This window comes from Lachnoclostridium sp. An76 (assembly GCF_002161355.1).
Classification (GTDB): domain Bacteria; phylum Bacillota; class Clostridia; order Lachnospirales; family Lachnospiraceae; genus Mediterraneibacter; species Mediterraneibacter caccavium.
Genome location: NZ_NFHL01000002.1, coordinates 152,367 through 171,161, shown reverse-complemented (window position 1 = coordinate 171,161; position 18,795 = coordinate 152,367). Strand labels below are relative to the sequence as shown.

The 18,795-nt window shown below is 52.5% G+C and carries 21 protein-coding genes; 19 read left to right on the top strand and 2 right to left on the bottom strand.

Annotation, left to right across the window (positions count from 1 at the left end):
* Positions 1 to 58: 58 nt before the first annotated feature.
* The 5 genes from B5G27_RS05030 to B5G27_RS05010 all read left to right on the top strand — a co-directional run bounded on the left by B5G27_RS05030 (position 59) and on the right by B5G27_RS05010 (position 5,551).
* Positions 59 to 637, top strand: coding sequence for an HD domain-containing protein (locus B5G27_RS05030; RefSeq protein WP_087177852.1), 579 nt, complete (start codon positions 59 to 61; stop codon positions 635 to 637).
* Between the two features lie 39 nt (positions 638 to 676).
* Positions 677 to 1,465, top strand: a complete 789-nt coding sequence (locus tag B5G27_RS05025) for a ParA family protein (protein WP_087177851.1) — start codon at positions 677 to 679, stop codon at positions 1,463 to 1,465.
* Between the two features lie 101 nt (positions 1,466 to 1,566).
* Positions 1,567 to 2,550, top strand: coding sequence for an AraC family transcriptional regulator (locus tag B5G27_RS05020; protein WP_087178150.1), 984 nt, complete (start codon positions 1,567 to 1,569; stop codon positions 2,548 to 2,550).
* 139 nt (positions 2,551 to 2,689) lie between these two features.
* A complete protein-coding gene (rhaB, locus tag B5G27_RS05015; RefSeq protein WP_087177850.1) occupies positions 2,690 to 4,084 on the top strand; it encodes a rhamnulokinase in 1,395 nt (464 codons plus the stop codon).
* 48 nt (positions 4,085 to 4,132) lie between these two features.
* Complete coding sequence (locus tag B5G27_RS05010; RefSeq protein ID WP_087177849.1) at positions 4,133 to 5,551, top strand: arabinose isomerase; 1,419 nt, start codon at positions 4,133 to 4,135, stop codon at positions 5,549 to 5,551.
* Positions 5,552 to 5,613: 62 nt separating this feature from the next.
* Here the strand turns inward: B5G27_RS05010 and B5G27_RS05005 are convergent, their stop codons facing one another.
* Positions 5,614 to 6,129 carry a DUF6512 family protein gene (locus B5G27_RS05005; protein WP_087177848.1) on the bottom strand — a complete coding sequence of 172 codons (516 nt, stop codon included), beginning with the start codon at positions 6,127 to 6,129 and terminating at the stop codon, positions 5,614 to 5,616.
* A gap of 128 nt (positions 6,130 to 6,257) precedes the next feature.
* Positions 6,258 to 7,046 (bottom strand): phosphatase, encoded by a 789-nt coding sequence (locus B5G27_RS05000; RefSeq protein ID WP_242958235.1) that lies wholly within the window; start codon positions 7,044 to 7,046, stop codon positions 6,258 to 6,260.
* 443 nt (positions 7,047 to 7,489) lie between these two features.
* Between B5G27_RS05000 and B5G27_RS04995 the strand changes: the two genes are divergently transcribed.
* The 14 genes from B5G27_RS04995 (at position 7,490) to B5G27_RS04930 (ending at position 18,124) form a co-directional block, all read left to right on the top strand.
* Complete coding sequence (locus tag B5G27_RS04995; protein WP_087177847.1) at positions 7,490 to 8,302, top strand: class II aldolase/adducin family protein; 813 nt, start codon at positions 7,490 to 7,492, stop codon at positions 8,300 to 8,302.
* A 23-nt stretch (positions 8,303 to 8,325) separates the two neighbouring features.
* On the top strand, positions 8,326 to 8,847 hold the full coding sequence (locus B5G27_RS04990; protein ID WP_087177846.1) for a GlcG/HbpS family heme-binding protein: 522 nt from the start codon (positions 8,326 to 8,328) through the stop codon (positions 8,845 to 8,847).
* A complete protein-coding gene (locus tag B5G27_RS04985) occupies positions 8,838 to 10,226 on the top strand; it encodes an aldehyde dehydrogenase family protein (RefSeq protein ID WP_087177845.1) in 1,389 nt (462 codons plus the stop codon). Before B5G27_RS04990 ends, B5G27_RS04985 begins: the two co-directional genes overlap by 10 nt.
* Before the next feature lie 307 nt (positions 10,227 to 10,533).
* The gene (locus B5G27_RS04980) at positions 10,534 to 11,745 is read left to right on the top strand and encodes a zinc-binding dehydrogenase (RefSeq protein ID WP_087177844.1); all 1,212 of its coding nucleotides are present in this window, start codon (positions 10,534 to 10,536) and stop codon (positions 11,743 to 11,745) included.
* Positions 11,746 to 11,755: 10 nt separating this feature from the next.
* Positions 11,756 to 12,109: a BMC domain-containing protein gene (locus B5G27_RS04975; protein WP_087177843.1), complete on the top strand. Its 354-nt coding sequence runs from the start codon at positions 11,756 to 11,758 to the stop codon at positions 12,107 to 12,109.
* Between the two features lie 19 nt (positions 12,110 to 12,128).
* Positions 12,129 to 12,404: a BMC domain-containing protein gene (locus tag B5G27_RS04970; protein ID WP_191375718.1), complete on the top strand. Its 276-nt coding sequence runs from the start codon at positions 12,129 to 12,131 to the stop codon at positions 12,402 to 12,404.
* 49 nt (positions 12,405 to 12,453) lie between these two features.
* On the top strand, positions 12,454 to 12,738 hold the full coding sequence (locus tag B5G27_RS04965) for a BMC domain-containing protein (RefSeq protein WP_087177841.1): 285 nt from the start codon (positions 12,454 to 12,456) through the stop codon (positions 12,736 to 12,738).
* Between the two features lie 142 nt (positions 12,739 to 12,880).
* A complete protein-coding gene (locus B5G27_RS04960; protein WP_143449243.1) occupies positions 12,881 to 13,159 on the top strand; it encodes a BMC domain-containing protein in 279 nt (92 codons plus the stop codon).
* A gap of 109 nt (positions 13,160 to 13,268) precedes the next feature.
* On the top strand, positions 13,269 to 13,919 hold the full coding sequence (pduL, locus tag B5G27_RS04955) for a phosphate propanoyltransferase (RefSeq protein WP_087177839.1): 651 nt from the start codon (positions 13,269 to 13,271) through the stop codon (positions 13,917 to 13,919).
* Positions 13,913 to 14,179, top strand: coding sequence for a EutN/CcmL family microcompartment protein (locus B5G27_RS04950; protein WP_087177838.1), 267 nt, complete (start codon positions 13,913 to 13,915; stop codon positions 14,177 to 14,179). Before pduL ends, B5G27_RS04950 begins: the two co-directional genes overlap by 7 nt.
* A 7-nt stretch (positions 14,180 to 14,186) precedes the next feature.
* Positions 14,187 to 15,509, top strand: coding sequence for a 4Fe-4S dicluster domain-containing protein (locus B5G27_RS04945; protein ID WP_087177837.1), 1,323 nt, complete (start codon positions 14,187 to 14,189; stop codon positions 15,507 to 15,509).
* 16 nt (positions 15,510 to 15,525) lie between these two features.
* Positions 15,526 to 16,074, top strand: coding sequence for a BMC domain-containing protein (locus B5G27_RS04940; protein WP_087177836.1), 549 nt, complete (start codon positions 15,526 to 15,528; stop codon positions 16,072 to 16,074).
* Between the two features lie 122 nt (positions 16,075 to 16,196).
* A complete protein-coding gene (locus B5G27_RS04935) occupies positions 16,197 to 16,967 on the top strand; it encodes a DeoR/GlpR family DNA-binding transcription regulator (RefSeq protein ID WP_087177835.1) in 771 nt (256 codons plus the stop codon).
* Positions 16,968 to 16,978: 11 nt separating this feature from the next.
* A complete protein-coding gene (locus B5G27_RS04930; protein WP_087177834.1) occupies positions 16,979 to 18,124 on the top strand; it encodes a 1-propanol dehydrogenase PduQ in 1,146 nt (381 codons plus the stop codon).
* Positions 18,125 to 18,795: the final 671 nt, after the last annotated feature.

Below are 18,795 nucleotides of genomic sequence, written 5' to 3'. Positions count from 1 at the left end.
GACGGCCGTGACATCTGAAGATTGTTTTGAGGCAGGGACAGCCGGTGGAGGGCAGAACATGATCAATGACGCGATGGAGTTTGCAGCGAAGGCACACGAGGGACAGTTTCGCAAAGGGACGAGGCGGCCCTATATCGTCCATCCCATCGAGGTGGCGGATATCGTGTCCACGATGACAAAGGATGAGGAGGTGATCTGCGCTGCCGTGCTGCACGATACGATCGAGGACTGCCGCGGGATCACATGGGATGTGTTAAAGCTCCGGTTCGGGAGCCGCGTGGCGGACATGGTCGCCCAGGAGAGCGAGGATAAGTCGAAGACATGGGAAGAGCGCAAAGGCGCGACGATCAGCCGGCTGAAAGACGCACCGGTGGAAGTGCAGATGATCGGGCTTGCGGACAAGCTTTCCAATATGCGCGATATCGACCGCGATTACCCGAAGGAGGGGGACGCACTCTGGGCGCGGTTCCGCATGCAGAGCAAAGCGGCCCTGGCGTGGTACTACAAAGGCATACGGGATGTGCTGGAGGAACGGTTCTCCGGCGTGCCGGCATTTGAGGAATACTGCCGGCTTATTGATAAGAATTTCGGACCGGGGTCGGCGCATACGGAGTGGATGAAAAGTGAGAAAGTATAAGAAAGATGGCTGGATACAAGGAAAGGAGACGGGCGGCAGATGGGGACAGGCACAAGAGTAATCTGTTTTGCGAATAACAAAGGAGGGAGCGGGAAGTCAACGACGTGTTCCAATGTGGGGTACGCTCTGGCACAGGCAGGGCACAGGGTGCTCCTGATCGACGGGGATATGCAGATGAACCTTTCCCTTTCCCTTTTTGATGAGGATACTGTGCTGGGGTTTGCACAGGGAGATAAAAATCTTTACGAAGGGATCCGCAGGCAGGATGATCTGGCGGAGTATATCGTACACACGCCCTACGAGGGGCTGGACCTGATCCCGTCCTCCACGCTGATGAGCTCCATAGAATATGAACTGTTCACAAAGTGGCAGAGAGAGTACATCCTGAAAAAAGGGCTTAAAATGACCCGGGAGTCGGGAGAGTATGATTATATCCTGATCGATGCCCCGCCTACGCTGGGCGGATGGGTGATGAATATCCTCTGTGCGTCGGATGAGATCATCATCCCGGTGGAGGCTTCTCCCTGGGGGCTCTTTGGCCTGGGGAATATGTTTGAATTCCTGGACGACGTAAAGGAGATCGCCCCGGACCTGAAGCTGGGCGGCATTGTGATCACAAAGGTAGACACGAGGAAGAATTATTTCCGCCAGACACTTGATACGCTGAAAGAGCTGGATGATGTGAAGGTGTTTGACACCTACATCCGTGTGGACAGCGGGATCGAGTGGTCGCAGGATAATAATGCCCCGGTCATAGCGTATAAGAAGGGGAGCCGGAGCGCGAAGGAATACATGGCGCTTGCGCAGGAGATCGATGCTGCCCGGTAAAACCACGGAAACTGCATGGTAAATAAACTGCATGGCAAATGTCTGCCGGATCCCCGGTAAACAGCGCTGTGCGGCCGCATTATGGAATGAAAGGCAGCAGGATGCATCAGGAATTGCTCAGGGAGCTCTCGGTCATCACGGAAGAGGAACAGAGGATCCTCGACGGACGGCAGGAGATCGACCCGCAGATTTACACAGAAAAGAAGGACATGGTCATTGACAGCGGTAAGCTTCTCCAGAGGGGGAAGCTTATTCAGGTGCGTCCGCATACGAGGTTCGTTCATTTCCCGGAGCACACCCATAATTATATCGAAGTGATCTATATGTGCCAGGGCAGTACGACCCATATCCTGAACGGGCGCGAGGTTGTGTTAAAGGAGGGAGATCTGCTCTTCCTGAACCAGAACGCGGTCCAGGAGATCCTGCCTGCCGGGAGAGATGATATTGCGGTGAATTTTATCATCCTGCCGGAATTCCTTGATACGGCGTTTGAGATGATGGGGAAGGAAGAAAACCAGCTCCGGGATTTCCTTGTCGGCGCGCTCTGCGGGCGGGACGGGGAGACGGGGTGGATGTATTTTCATGTGGCGGACATCCTGCCGGTGCAGAATCTGATAGAAAACATGGTGTGGACGATCTTTTACGATTCGTCCAACAAGCGGAGCTGTACGCAGATCACCATGGGCCTCCTTTTACTCCAGCTTCTGGACTGCATGGACAAGATGGAGTCCGGCGGGCGGAAGTTTGACAATGAGATCACAGCGGCAGTGCTCAGTTATATCGGGGAGCATTATAAGAACGGGACTCTCTCCGAGCTGGCGGAGCAGATGGGATACGACGTATACTGGCTGAGCCGGGAGATCCGCAGGAGAACGGGCAGGACTTATAAGGAACTGCTCCAGGAGAAGCGGATGCAGCAGGCAGTGTATCTCCTGGGGAACAGCCGGATCCCGGTGACAGACATCATCGAGTCCGTGGGCTATGACAATACGAGCTATTTTTACAGGAAGTTCCGCGAGCGGTACGGGATGAGCCCGAAAGAATACAGAGGCAATTTATACAAAATGCCGGAAAAAGATTTGTGAAAAATGCAAGAAAGAACGCTAAAATAAAGAAGAACTGCAAATGAGGACGCTGTTTTATATAAATAGCGTCCTTTTTTTGTCTATTTCTTCTAATTATAATAAAAACAGACAATGATAAGCAAAGAAGGAGGCACAAGAGATGGACAGATATTATTTGGCTGTTGATATCGGGGCATCCAGCGGGCGCCACATGCTTGCCAGCATGCAGGACGGGAAGATGCAGCTCGAAGAGGTGTACCGTTTCCCCAACGGGATGGACGATAAGAACGGCACCCTCTGCTGGGATGTGGACCGTCTTTTCGCGGAGATCAAAAATGGTCTTAAAAAATGTAAAGAGATCGGCAAGATCCCGGTTTCCGTGGCCATCGACACATGGGGCGTTGACTATGTGCTGCTCGATAAAGACGACAGGATCCTGGGCGATACCGTGGGATACCGTGACAGCCGCACAGAGGGCATGGACGAGAAAGTGTATGAGGTGATCCCCCAGGATGAGCTGTACGCTCGGACCGGGATCCAGAAGCAGATCTTTAATACCGTCTATCAGCTCATGGCAGTGAAAGAGTCGCATCCGGAGTACCTGGAGCAGGCAGAGAGCATCCTGATGATCCCGGATTATTTCCATTTCCTGCTCACAGGCGTGAAGAAAAATGAGTACACCAACGCCACGACAGGACAGCTGGTAAGCCCGAAGACAAATGACTGGGACTATGAGCTGATCGAGATGCTCGGGTACAATCCTAAAATGTTCCGCCCGGTATCCATGCCTGGGACCGTGGTCGGAGAATTTACGGAAGAAGTGCAGAAAGAAGTGGGATTCAACTGTACTGTCGTGCTCCCGGCGACCCATGATACGGGGAGCGCGGTGCTGGCCGTCCCGACCAATGACGACGACGCGGTGTACATCAGCTCCGGCACGTGGTCGCTGATGGGCATCGAGCGCAAAGAGGCGGACTGCTCCATGGAGAGCATGAAAGCGAACTTTACAAACGAAGGCGGATATGATCACAGGTTCCGCTATCTCAAAAACATTATGGGGCTCTGGATGATCCAGTCCGTGAAAAAAGAATTTACCGAAGACCTGTCGTTTGCCCAGATCTGCGAGATGGCGTCCAAAGAGACGATCCCCTCGATCGTAGACTGCAATGACGACTGCTTCCTGGCTCCGAAGAGCATGATCAAAGCAGTCCAGGACTTCTGCAGCAGGGCAGGGCAGCAGGTGCCGGAGACTGTGGGCGAGATCTCATCCGTGATCTACAACAGCCTGGCAAAATGCTACGGGGATACGGTGCAGGAGATCGAAGAGATCACCGGAAAGAAATACAGCACCATCTACGTGGTGGGCGGCGGTTCCAATGCAGGCTACTTAAACGAACTCACCGCAAAATATACAGGAAAGAAAGTCTCCGCAGGACCGTCCGAGGCGACCGCCATCGGAAATGTCATCGTACAGATGCTCCATGACGGTGTATTCAAAGACCTGCCCGAGGCAAGGACATGCGTGAGAGAGTCCTTTGACGTTGTAATGTACTAAAGGGGTCAGACCCCTTTGAGGCAAAATATCCAAACAGGAGGAATTAACATGTTAGTTGAAACAAAAGCAAAAATTGGTGTATTTTCAATCGCGTTAGGCGCGTACCTTCCGCAGTTCCCGTCGCTTGTGCCGGAGTTTGAGGCGCAGTATGAGGCATTTAAGAAGACGATCCCGGATACGGTGGAGATCATTGACGGCGGTATGGTGACGACAAAAGAGCAGTCGCAGGCAGCAGGCGACCTGTTCCGCGCGGCGGACGTGGATCTGGTGTTCCTTCAGCTCCTTACATACGCTACATCCTACAACATGCTCCCGGCTGTGAAGGACCTGGATGTGCCGGTTGTGCTCGTGAATATCCAGAAGCTGAAAGCTCTGGACTATGACCACACAGATATCGCGACATGGCTCGGAGAGGGCTATGCGTGCGGCGCTGTGGGCGAGATGGTGGCTGACCTTGAGAGATACGGCAAGAGACATGCGGTGATCACCGGTGTTGTAGAGGGCGGAGATCCGGCTGTCCAGGCGGAGATCGAAGACTGGTGCCGCGCCGCGCAGACGAGAAGGAGATTCCGTGACACGAATATCGCTCAGATCGGCAGGCCGTACCCGGGCATGATGGATCTCTACATTGATGAGTCCAACCTGTACAGAAGGATGCACCTGTATACAAAGCAGTTTGACTGGGAGAAAATGTGGGCCATCGCCGACGATATCACAGACGATAACGCGATCCGCGCGAAAGCGCAGGACATCCTTGATACGTTTGACATCGAGGGCGGCGGAAGCATCGAAGAAGTCTGGGAAATGGCAAAATATGTCGTTGCGTTTGAGAAATGGGTGAAAGACGAGAAACTGGGCCTCATCGCGTCCCACTACGACGGGTTCGCTCAGGGCAAGGCCGGCGTCCTTGACAGTATGCTCATCCCGGCGTTCTCCATGCTGATCAAGCAGGGAACTGCATGTGCGGTAGAAGGCGATATGAAGGTTGCGATGGCGATGAGCATCTTAAAGACGATCTCAGGCACAGGTCAGCTTGCGGAGATGTACTCCATTGACTTTAATGATGATATCGCGATCATCGGCCACAGCGGCTCAGGAGACGCGGATATCTCTGATAAGAAACCGACCATGAAGATCGTGAAAGTGTTCCATGGAAAGACAGGCGGCGGCTACCTGACCCAGTTCTATCCGTACACGGGACCGGTAACTTACCTGGCGATCACACAGGACGGCGACGGACACTTCAAGTTCATCGTGGCGGAAGGCGTCAATGAGGAAGGCCCGATCCTCTCCTTCGGAGATACAAATATGAGGACACGCTTTACATGCGGCGCGAGAGAGTTCGTGACCCGCTGGAGCGAATGCGGCCCGACCCACCACTTTGCCGCTGCTACAGGAAGACATATCGATACGATCCTGAAAGTGGCGAAGATCTTTAATGTACCGGTAGACATTGTCACAAGGTAGCATCAGACAGGAAACCGATAGACAGGAAAGCATCAGACGGGAAGACGGGGCGGTCGGAGAAGTCATGGTTCGGCGAACAGACCGATATCCGGCGGGGCAAAGGTAAAGAGGAAAAATGCAAGGAGCATCACAGCGCTGATAAACAGGATAAATGGGCAGACTTTTTCGGCGCGCTCCGAATCCCGCAGTTTCCGGGCGGTCCAAAAGGCTGCGAGGACAGCGGCATAGAAGATCCCGATGTCGATCAAAGCGAGATCCCTTCCGAGGATCCCGGAATATGTGTAAAACAGCACCGGCACGAGCCATGTCCCGAGCAGCCCTCCGGCAAGGAGGGCGCACCGCATGGCGGGAAAATCCTTTCGGATCCCGGCGGGGAGGAGAAGGCTCCAGACCAGGATCGGGAAGAAGACAAGCTTCATGTGCTCCCATGTGGATTCATTGATCGGAGAAAACAGGGCAACCACAGGGTTCTGCCCGGACCATTCGTAGAAAAAGTGCGACAGAGTCCCTAAAACTGCGCTGAAGATCACGCCTGCCGCAAGATAGATTTTTAGAGATTTCATATTTTCATTATCCATAAAATACCCCCGCATACTGTATTTGCAGAGAAGTCTGTGTAATACAGTATGCGGGGGTATCATGGTTTTATTCGTTTTACCTGTCTTCCGGCAAGCTTGATTTTACCTGTCTTCCGAAAAACTTCATTTTATCTTCCGTCCAGAAAACTGAGGAATGCTTTCGCGGAATAATTCAGGATCAGCGAGCGGGGCACGCCGGCAAGCCTTGCTGCGTCTGCCGCGTATGTAAAATCACCGACATGCTTTGTGCCGTGGCTGTCGCTGGAAAAGAGCACAGGATAATTGAAATGGCAGCAAAGGTTCAGGATCAGCAGGTCGTTGAATTTTGTGTCTCCCCGGTATCCCTCAGGGCTTAAGGAACTGTTGTTGATCTCCAGGAGGACGCGGTGTTCCATAGCAGCCTGAAACAGCCTGAAATAATCCACGGGAAATCTGGTGTCATCACAGTGTCCGATGACAGCTACGCGGGGATTTTTCATGGCGTTGATATAAACCGCTGTATTTTCTTCCTCTGTGCCTGGTTTTATGGCCGGCTTATGCATGCTGGCGATCACATAGTCCAGATGTCCGAGCACACTGTCATCCAGATCCAGATGCCCTTTTCGGTCAATGATATTGGCTTCCGCCCCGTAAAGCATGCGCACGCCCAGGCGCTCCTTCTGTGCGTATGCGAGATTGCGGAAATAGGAGACCCTGCCTCCGCCCAGCGTGGCGGGACCGTGGTCGGATATGCCCAGCATTTTCAGGTTCCGGGCCGCCGCGGCTTTCGCCATATCCGTGATAGTCGCTGCGGAGCCGTGCCCGCTGGCGATGGTATGTGTGTGGATGTCGAATTCATACCGCTCAAGAGGCGCGGAAGGACCTTCTGCTGTATGGCAGCCGTGAAAAATGACGCCCGTATGAGATTGCATAGCCATAAAACAAAGCCTCGCTTTCCTGGCGCTCTCTTTGCATGAGAACGGTAAAATGCATGCAGAGTTCCTGCACTGTTTTTAGTATGGGACATTTCCTATATAATGTCAATGCAGAAACATAAAAATCAAATAAAAAACAACAGAAAACATGTTGGTTTGTGTGGGAAACCCCTGTTTTTCGGCAAAAAGGTCATTTTTTTCTATGCGAAACAGGGCCGGCGTGATATAATAAAAGAAGCAGTTCCGATGGGCGGGAGCGGATGTGAAGGGAGGCATTGCCCCGGGTCCGTACGGGAAGGATATGACGGCACAAAACCAGTAGCTTAACGATGAATCTCACTAAAAACCAACATCAAAACCAGTTGACTATTGTGGGTTTGTGTGGTAATATTCTAGCAGAAACAACACAAAACAAAATGTTTTGTAGAATCCAAGGAGGAGAAAAGATGCAAAACGAATACGAAATCAAAAAAGAAATGTGTGAGATCGGCAGGCGCGTATACAACCGCGGAATGGTTGCTGCAAATGACGGTAACTTTTCCGTAAAGCTTAACGACCATGAGTTTTTATGCACGCCGACAGGAGTCAGCAAAGGATTTATGACACCGGAGTACATCTGCAAGGTTGATGAGAACGGAAATGTGCTCCAGGCAAACAAAGGCTTCAGACCTTCTTCAGAGATCAAGATGCACATGCGTGTATATCAGAAGAGACCGGATGTGAAATCCGTTGTACATGCTCATCCGCTGTATGCTACAACATTTGCTATCGCGGGCATCCCGCTGACACAGCCGATCATGCCGGAAGCAGTTATCGCTCTCGGATGCGTGCCGATCACTCCTTACGGAACACCAGGGACAATGGAAATCCCGGATGCAGTTGAGCCGTACCTCGAGCACTTCGATGCAGTTCTGCTTGAGAACCACGGCGCGCTGACATATTCTGACAGCCTTCTCGCTGCATATATGAAGATGGAGTCCGTAGAGTTCTACGCACAGCTGTTATGGCAGACGATGCAGGTAGGCGGACCGCAGGAGTTCAGCCCGGAGCAGGTTGAGACGCTGTACGAGGTAAGAAGGAAAATGGGACTTCCGGGAAAACATCCGGCTAATCTTTGCCCGAACGCAAAAGCAGGAAAGCCGAGCTGCCATACATGCGGCGGAAGCTGCGCGGCTAAGGCGGCACCGGCAGCAGAAGGGACAGACGCTGACCTGATCGCATCCATCACAAAGAAAGTTATGGAACAGCTGGGAATGTAAGAACAACAAAGTGAGGCAGAGCTATGAACGAACAGGACATCACCAATGCGGTGAGAGCTGTGCTTGACCAGATGAAAGATACAGCTCCCGCACAGGAGAAAAAGCATGTCTGTAAATGTAAAAAGCATGCGATGACTCTGGCACTTGCCAATGCCCTGATCGAAAGAGTAAAGGCAAAGGCAGCCGAGATGGGCGTCAACATTGTCGCTGCTGTCTCGGACAAGGCCGGCAGGCCCGTATCTGTCCAGTGCATGGACGATGCGTACATAGCAAGCTTTGACATTGCAATCAACAAGACCTATACTTCCGCGAGCCTTAAAATGTCCACTGCGCAGCTTGCAGAGTTAAGCCAGCCGGGACAGGACCTCTACGGGATCCAGTTCACGAACAACGGAAAGATCGTGATCTTCGGCGGCGGCGAAGTACTGGAAGCTGACGGACAGATTGTCGGGGCACTCGGAGTGAGCGGCGGAACAGCGGCGGAAGATACCGCGATCGCGGCTTACGGGAAGTCAGTCTTTAAGGAGGTATTAGAGTGTCTGTAAATGAACAGATGGTTCAGGACATTGTGCAGGAGGTTGTGGCAAAGATGCAGATCGCCGCGGATGTATCCGGGGACAGAGGCGTGTTCTCAGATATGAATGAGGCGATCGAAGCAGCGAAGAAGTCACAGAAGATCGTAGCAAGGATGTCTCTGGACCACAGAGAAAAAGTGATCTCCAATATCCGCAAAAAGATCATGGAGAACGCAGAGATCCTGGCGCGTATGGGCGTACAGGAGACAGGCATGGGAAATGTCGGTCACAAGATCCTGAAACACCAGCTCGTCGCTGAGAAGACTCCGGGAACAGAGGATATCACAACGACAGCGTGGTCAGGGGACAGAGGACTTACCCTCATCGAGATGGGACCGTTCGGAGTCATCGGCGCGATCACGCCGTGCACGAACCCGAGTGAGACAGTCCTGTGCAATACGATCGGAATGTTCGCGGCGGGGAACACAGTTGTGTTCAATCCCCATCCGGCAGCGATCAAGACTTCCATCTATGCGATCAACCTCTTAAACGAGGCATCCGTAGAGGCGGGCGGTCCGGACAATATCGCATGCACGGTAGAGCATCCGACCCTTGAGACAAGCAATATCATGATGAAACATAAAGCGATCCAGCTCATCGCGGCGACCGGCGGACCGGGAGTCGTGACAGCGGTACTCTCCTCAGGACGCAGAGGGATCGGGGCAGGCGCGGGAAATCCGCCGGCGCTGGTTGACGAGACAGCGGATCTGAGAAAGGCGGCAGAGGACATCGTAAACGGATGTACTTTTGACAACAACCTTCCCTGTATCGCAGAGAAAGAGATCGTGGCAGTGGACTCCGTCGTTGACGAGCTGATGAATTACATGATCACAGAGCAGGGCTGCTACCTTGCGTCAAAGGAAGAGCAGGACGCTCTCACAGCAGTCGTCCTCAAAGACGGAAAGCTGAACAGAAAATGTGTGGGACGCGACGCGAAGACCCTTCTGGGGATGATCGGCGTGACTGTACCGGACAATATCAGATGTATTACATTTGAAGGTCCGAAGGAGCACCCGCTGATCGCTACAGAGCTCATGATGCCGATCCTCGGCGTTGTGAGGGCAAAGGACTTTGACGATGCAGTGGAACAGGCCGTATGGCTTGAGCACGGCAACCGCCACTCCGCACATATCCATTCAAAGAATGTAGACAATATCACAAAGTATGCGAAAGCGATCGACACAGCGATCCTCGTAAAGAACGGTCCGTCCTACGCGGCGCTCGGATTCGGAGGAGAAGGCTTCTGTACATTCACGATCGCCAGCAGGACAGGCGAAGGCCTTACAAGCGCAAGCACCTTCACAAAAAGAAGACGCTGCGTCATGACCGACAGTTTGTGCATACGATAAGCCATGCGCTTACGGCACAGAAATGGGTATGCAGGCTGGCCTGCAATACACATTTCTGGGACGGAAGCATACGGCGCACGCCGACAGCGAGATGAAGCGGAGCGGAATCGAGCTGTGCATGGCGCAAACCGCCGAAATGCAAGGAAGCATATGGCGCACGCCATCAGCGAGATGAAGCGGAGCGGAATCGAGCTGGCACGGCGCAGACCGCCGAAATGCAAGGAAGCATACGGCGCACGCCGACAGCGAGATGAAGCGGAGCGGAATCGAGCTGGCACGGCGTAAACAGAAATAGGAGGTAGATAACATGGAAATGAATTCCGCTAATGTGGAAGCCGTCGTTAAACAGGTGCTGGAAAGCATGCTGGACAAGAAGATCCCTTCACCGTCCGCACAGCCGGCTGCAAGCCAGGCAATCCCGAAGACAGCACACGTTGCGATGCTGACATCACTTGAGCATTATGACATCAAGGAATTCCCGATCCCGGAAGTGGGAGACGGAGACATCCTCGTAAAAGTAGAAGGCTGCGGTATCTGCGGGACAGATGCCCATGAATTCAAGAGAGACCCGTTCGGACTGATCCCGGTAGCGCTCGGACACGAGGGGACCGGCGAGATCGTCAAGATGGGCAAGAACGTAAAGGCTGACAGCGCGGGCAAACCGCTGAAGGTCGGCGACAAAGTCGTTACATGTATGATCTTTAAGGATGACCCGGATATCGAGATGTTCGACCTGAACAAGAAGAACATCGGCGGGGCTGACGTATACGGACTTCTTCCGGACGATGATATCCATCTGAACGGATGGTTTTCCGATTACATCCTGGTCCGCGAAGGATCTTCCATCTTCAACGTAAGCGACCTGGATCTTGATTCCAGGATCCTCATTGAGCCATGTGCAGTGCTTGTACATGCAGTTGAGAGGGCAAAGACGACAGGAATCTTAAGATTCAACAGCAGAGTAGTCGTACAGGGCTGCGGACCGATCGGTCTGATCTGCATCGCAGTTCTCCGCACGATGGGCATCGAGAACATCGTTGCAGTGGACGGCAACCAGCAGAGACTCGACTTCGCGAAGAAGATGGGTGCTGACAAGTCTGTAAACTTTATGGAGTACAAAGGGATCGACGCTCTTTCAGGAGCAGTGAAGGAAGCCTTCGGCGGACACCTTGCAGATTTTGCGTTCCAGTGCACAGGATCACCGGTAGCACACTCAAATATCTACAAGTTCATCCGCAACGGCGGCGGTTTATGTGAACTCGGATTCTTCATCAACGGCGGAGACGCCACGATCAATCCGCACTTTGACCTCTGCTCCAAAGAGATCACACTGGTCGGCTCCTGGGTATATACACTGAGGGATTACGCGACTACATTTGATTTCCTGAAGAGAGCGCAGGCGATCGGCCTTCCGATGAAGGAGCTGATCACGCACAAGTTCCCGCTCGAGGAGATCAATGAGGCCCACCAGACGAACCTTGCACAGAAAGGCCTTAAGATCGCGATCGTGAATAAATAGGTGAATCATTATGGGAGATGCAGTAGGCATGTTGGAGGTTTTCGGGCTTGCCACAGCTTTTGCGGCGGCGGACGCCGGATGCAAGGCAGGCAATGTATGGCTCGAAAAGTTCGACAAAAACAAACCGGCGAATGCAGATGAACTGCCCGTACCACTGATCGTTATGGTTAAATTCCGCGGAAGCGTATCCGATGTCACGGCGGCGCTTGAGGCGGCAAAGGCAAGAGCCGAAGAGCTTGCGGGTGTTGTGAACGAATATGAGATCGCAAGACCGACAGAGGATACGGAAAAAATGCTGAAGATCACCGGACTGGACAAAGGTGAACCACATATCATCAACGAAAAAGATATCGAAGAGATTTAGGAGGAAATGAACAATGGCAATGGCACAGCAGGCATTAGGAATGGTTGAAACAAGAGGACTTACAGCAGCGATCGAGGCTGCAGATGCAATGACAAAGGCAGCTGAGGTAACACTGGTAGGAACAGAGAAGATCGGAAGCGGACTCGTAACAGTTATGGTGCGCGGAGATGTAGGAGCTGTCAAGGCAGCAGTAGAGACAGGCGCTGACGCTGCAGGAAGACTCGGCGAGCTTGTAGCAACACACGTGATCCCGAGACCGCACAATGACGTAGAGAAGATCCTTCCGTCTATCTAAGCCGGAGTGAATGAGGAAAGTCTTCAGATCACAGTAAAGGAGCAGTCTCATGGGTAAAGCGTATGGATTCTTTGAGATCCCGAGTGTAACGGCAGCGGTAGTTGCCATTGATATCATGTGCAAGACCGCCGAAGTCGAGCTTGTCACATGGGAGAAAAAACTGGGCGGACGACTGGTCACGATCATCATCCGCGGCGACGTATCCGCTGTCAAGCAGGCCATTGAAGCTGCCGCAGCGAACGGAATCAAAGATCCTGTCTGCAAGGTTGTGATCCCGAGCCCTCATGAAGAGATACTCAAGATCGTCAATGACAGTGCAAACAGGGTGAGTTAGGAGGCAGTTTGAAATGGCAGAGGAAAAGAAAACAACAACAGCCAAAGCGCCGGCGAAAACTGTACGAAGAGTGAGAAAGACGGCGCAGAAAGCAGAAACAACGGTTCAGGAACAACCGACGATTCAGAAGGAGGAGAGAAGAATGTCACAGGAAGCATTAGGAATGGTTGAAACAAGAGGTCTGGTAGCATCGATCGAGGCTGCAGATACAATGTTAAAGGCTGCGAACGTAGTTCTCGTAGGAACAGAGAAGATCGGAAGCGGACTCGTAACAGTTATGGTACGCGGAGATGTAGGAGCTGTAAAATCCGCAGTTGAGTCCGGAGCAGAGGCAGCAGGAAGACTTGGCGAGCTCGTAGCTACACATGTGATCCCGAGACCGCACAACGATGTGGAGAAGATCCTTCCGGTCCTGAAATAATCACAGTAATTATTGACAGACCCCGCAGGAAACAGCCGCAGAGACAGGCTGTTTCCTGCATATGAGAAAAACGGATGATGCAGATCCGTTTTTGGAGGAGAATTGAGATATGGATAACAGTAATGTAGCATTAATTACAAAACTGGTCCTGGAAGCAGTTGAAAAGCAGAAATCCTCTGAAGGGGCAGGATACATGGTGCCGATCGGAGTGTCCGCAAGACATATCCATCTTACTCAGGAACATGTGGAAGCGCTGTTCGGTGAAGGATACCATCTGACACGGAAAAAAGGCCTTATGGGCGGACAGTTCGCGGCCAATGAGACAGTGACCATCGTCGGCCTCAAGCTCAGGGCGATCGAAAATGTGCGTGTGCTCGGACCTGTGAGGAAGCAGACGCAGGTTGAGATCTCCGCTACCGATGCGATCCGCCTGGGAGTGAACGCTCCGATCCGGGAGTCCGGAAAGATCGAGGGAAGCGCCCCGATCGCGGTCGTAGGGCCGAAGGGCGCGATCTATCTGAATGAGGGCTGCATCATCGCGATGCGCCATATACATATGTCCCCGAAGGATGCCATGGCGGCAGGAGTGCACGACGGCGATATCGTCTCCGTGAAGGCGGACAATGAGAGAGGAACGATCTTCAACCGCGTGAAGATCCGCGTGGACGACAGCTTTACCCTTGAAATGCATATCGATACGGATGAGGCGAACGCTGCAAAGATTGCGACCGGCGACACGGTGAGGATAATATCATGCTGATAGGGAAAGTTGTTGGAAGTGTTGTTTCAACACGCAAATGTGAAAATTTGATCGGCAATAAATTCATGATCGTAGACGTTCTGGAGCATATGCACTCCGGCGCGAAACAGCTCATCGCCATCGACAAGATCGGCGCGGGCATCGGCGAGTATGTGCTCGTCGCCCAGGGCAGCGCGGCAAGGATCGGCAGCGGGATGCCAGACGCGCCTGTCGATGCGGCGATCGTAGGAATTATTGACGACGGATCAGGACTGGAGTAGTGAAATTATGGATATGAAAGAATTGAGCAGCATATTGCAGCAGAACGGCATCGTTGGCGCAGGTGGTGCGGGATTTCCGACATATGCCAAGCTTGATGAGCGTGCGGATACGATCATCCTGAACTGTGCGGAGTGCGAGCCGCTCTTAAGACTGCACAGACAGCTGCTTGAAAAATATGCGAAAGAGATCATTGATACATTCCATATGATCGGCGAGACAGTCGGTGCAAAGGAAGTTATCATCGGCATCAAGAAAGCGTATAAAAAGACGATCGAGGCAGTGAGCGCCGTGATCGATAAATATCCGGAAGTGAGGCTGGGGCTGCTGGATGAAGTGTATCCGGCAGGCGATGAAGTCGTACTGATCTATGAAGTGACCGGCAAGGTAGTCCGCCCGGGCGGGCTCCCGATCGAGAGCGGTGTCGCGGTGTTCAATGTAGAGACTGTATACAATGTATACAGGGCACTGAACGAGAAGACACCGGTGGAAGACAAGCTGGTGTCTGTCGTAGCGGAAGTTGAGCATCCGGTGACTGTACGCGTGCCGATCGGGACGCCGCTGGATGAGGTGGTCGCGCTTGCAGGCCATGTGACGACACCGAACCCGGTCTACTTTGTAGGCGGACCGATGATGGGAAATATCGGCACAGGAGCGCAGCCTGTCACTAAGACAACGAACGCGATCCTCGTACTGCCGGAGGACCATTATATCATACAGAAAAAATTAAAGAAAAACTCCATCGACATGAAACGCGCAGCAGCGTGCTGCTGTCAGTGTTCGATGTGTACAGATCTCTGTCCGAGACATCTGCTCGGGCATCCGATCGAGCCGAATAAGTTCATGCTTGCAGCCACATGCAAGGATATCCAGGAGCCAAACATCTTTGTAAATACGATGTTCTGCTCATCCTGTGGCGTCTGTGAACTGTATTCCTGTTTCCAGGGCCTTTCACCCAGAAGCCTTATGGCAGAGTACAAGGCAGGCTTAAGGGCAAACGGCATCCGTCCGCCGCAGGTGGAGGCGAAGCCGGTAGGACCGGAGAGAGAATACAGGAAAGTCCCGATGGAGAGGCTGATGGCAAGACTTGACCTGACCAAATACAACAAAGAGGCTCCTCTCGATGAGTCAGAGGTGCCGGTCAAGAGAGTCCGCATCATGCTGAGCCAGCATATCGGAGCGCCTGCGTCAGCTGTCGTAAAAGAAGGCGACAAGGTGACAAAGGGACAGATGATCGCTGAGCCGGCGAAGGGGCTGAGCGTGGGGATCCATGCATCAGTTACCGGTACAGTGACAGAAGTAAATGATAAATATGTGATCATAGAAACTTAGGAAGGACGTGCAGGCAATGAGTAAGGCAATTGGAATGGTAGAATATAAGACTGTTTCAGCAGGTATCACCGCGGCGGACGCCATGGTAAAGACCTCTGAAGTCAGCATAATCGAAGCTCAGACCGTATGTCCGGGCAAATATATTGCGATCATTACAGGTGACTTGAGTGCCGTAAAAGCAGCGGTAGACAATGCCAGAGAGCTGCACGGCTTCCATCTGATCGACAGTTTTGTGCTCGGAAACCCGCATGAATCTATTTTCCCGGCGATCTATGGAGCGGCAAAGATTGAAGATGTGTCCGCACTGGGCATCTTTGAGACATATGATGCGGCATCCATCATCGTGGCAGCGGATGAGGCGGCTAAGACAGCCATCGTAGACCTGATCGAGCTGCGTATCGCAAGAGGTATGTGCGGAAAATCATACATGCTCCTGACAGGAGAAGTAGCTGCTGTTGAAGCAGCGATCGAGAGGGCAAAGGAAGCAGTGAAGGACAGAGGAATGTTCCTCGATTCTTCCGTTATCGCTCACCCGGATGCCCAGATCCGCGATGCAATTTTATAATATGCTATAAAACAGACAGGCTCTCCCCTGCTTATCCCTGCATCACAGCGGCGTAATGAAACCGCCGGAAATTGAGCAGAGCGGCCGGAGGGCCTGTTTTGGCATAAACAGGAGGCAGCGATATGCTTGCGATAGAGAGACGAAATGAGATCCTGGAAAAACTGCAGACCGACAGACGGGTTGTTGTAAGTGAACTGAGCCAGATCTATGATGTCTCTGAGGAGACGATCCGAAGGGACCTTGAGAAACTGGTAAACGACGGATATGCGATCAAAAGTTACGGCGGGGCTGTCATTAATGAAAATGTCAATATCGAACTGCCGTTTAACATCAGAAAGAACCGCAATATCGTAGGGAAGCAGCGCATCGCAGAACTGGTGAGCCGGATCGTGAAGGACGGGGACAGCATCATGCTGGACGCAAGCTCCACGGCAGTGTATATTGCAAAAGCACTGCAGGAGAAGGGCAAAAAGAACCTGACAGTCATTACAAATTCGATCGAGATCATCATCGAACTGTTTGACGCCCAGGACTGGACAGTCATGTCGACAGGAGGGGCGTCCAGGGAAGGGTCTTTTGCTCTTGTGGGACCGCAGACGGATAAGGCGATCCGTTCCTATCATGTGGATAAGGCGATCATCTCCTGCAAAGGGGTCGATGCTGACGCGGGCATGACAGACTCGGATGAACTCCACGCGAATAACAAGGCGACAATGCTGGCAGCGGCGACGGAGAAGATCCTGGCGGTCGACAGCAGTAAATTCGACAAGACTGCATTTACCAATATCGGTCCTCTGGATGACCTTACAATGGTAGTCACGGACGAAAAGCCGGAGGACAGATGGCTCAGGACATTTAAAGAGTCAGAAATAAAATGTATTTATTCTGAATAGAGAGGACAGCTATGAAGAGCTTTGATATTAAGACAAAAATATTTTTCGGGGATCAGGCGCTGGACCGTCTGGCGGAGATCCCTTATCAGAAAGTACTGGTCGTGACAGACCCGTTCATCGCCCAGGGTGAGATGATCGAACTCGTGACAGAGCCTCTTCGGAGAGGAAACAAGGAGTTCGAGATCTTCAAGGACGTTGTGCCGGATCCGCCGATCGAGAAGATCAGCGAAGGCGTCAAAAAGATGCTCGAGTACCGGCCGGATGCCATCGTGGCAGTGGGCGGCGGCTCAGCCATCGATTCATCGAAATCGATCCGTGAGTTCGCCCTGAGGGTAGACCACTATGCAGATGTAGGTCTGATCGCGATCCCCACGACAAGCGGGACGGGTTCAGAGGTGACTTCCTTTGCGGTAGTTACTGACCCGGCAGAACAGGTAAAATATCCCCTTGTATCAAAAGATCTGATGCCCGATGAGGCGATCCTGGACGCGGAGCTGGTAAAGAGCGTTCCGCCGTCGATCACGGCAGATACGGGGATGGATGTGTTTACACACGCTCTTGAAGCATGTGTCAGCACAAACAGAAATGATTTCTCGACCGCGCTCGCAGAGAAGGCGATCGAGATCTGCGGCGTATTCCTTTTAAGGGCATACCTGGACGGGAATGATACGCACGCGCGCCAGAAGATGCATTCCGCATCCTGCCTGGCAGGACTTGCATTCAACTGTGCGTCACTCGGACTGAACCACGGCATGGCGCATCAGCTCGGAGCTACGTTCCACATCCCGCACGGACGCGCGAACGCGATGCTCCTGCCGCATATCATTGAATTCAACAGTGATATCAACAAACACAGCAAGAGCCGCTCTGAATATCTCCCGGCAGTGAAGCGTTACTCCACAGTGGCGCAGATCCTCGGGCTGAGCAGCTATAACAAGATCATGACAGTAAGGTCACTCGTAAACTGGGTACAGTTCATGTTAAAAGAGATGGACATCCCGCTGTCGATCTCCCAGATGGGAACGATCACAGAGGAAGAGTATTTCAAGGCCATTGACCATATGGCGGACGCAGCGCTGGAAGACGCGTGCACCGCGACAAACCCCAGAGTGCCGAGCAAGGCAGATGTGATACAGATCTACAAGAAACTTTGGTAGGAAATCTGTATTTGCGGGGAGCCGGCCGATTGGATGTACGTCCGAAAACAGTGAAGCGCAGATATCGGAGACGTATTCAGCGCGGGAATATGGCTGGCATCGGCTCCGCTCCATGAGGCAGGAAAAACTAGAAAATCTGCAAGTACGCTAAAAACAAAACAGGGCATCGGACAACTCGACTTCGTCTCAGACAATTCCGATGCCCTGTTTAACGCGTACTTGCAGATTTTAAGTTCTTCCAGGCCTCATTCCGAAGTCGCCTCAACCACCCATATCCCCGCGCTGAAAGATGTTCCGAAAAGGCGCTTCGCTGTTTTCTGATTTCGCTCAAGACGGAAGACCCCCGACAAAAGATAATCCTTCCCCCATCCACCAGAAACTTATCACAAGTAGAGAGGCACAGCCTGCTGGGCCAAATCGAACGGCTAATCCTCTTCCGGAAGTCCGTGTTACCTTCCGTTTGGTAAAGCTTCCTGTTCCGCCGTTGAAGCTCCCCTCTCACCCAACTTTCGAAATCCTGCATTTGCCTGCGGGGACCTTCCGATCGGATGCACGCAGAAAACCGTTCCCCTTTGATGCACCTTTCGCGGCGGACGGGGATATGGCGACGGTGACTTGGAGTAATCTGATGGAAAGACTTAAAAGAATGGGATGCGGCGTTAATTTCAAAG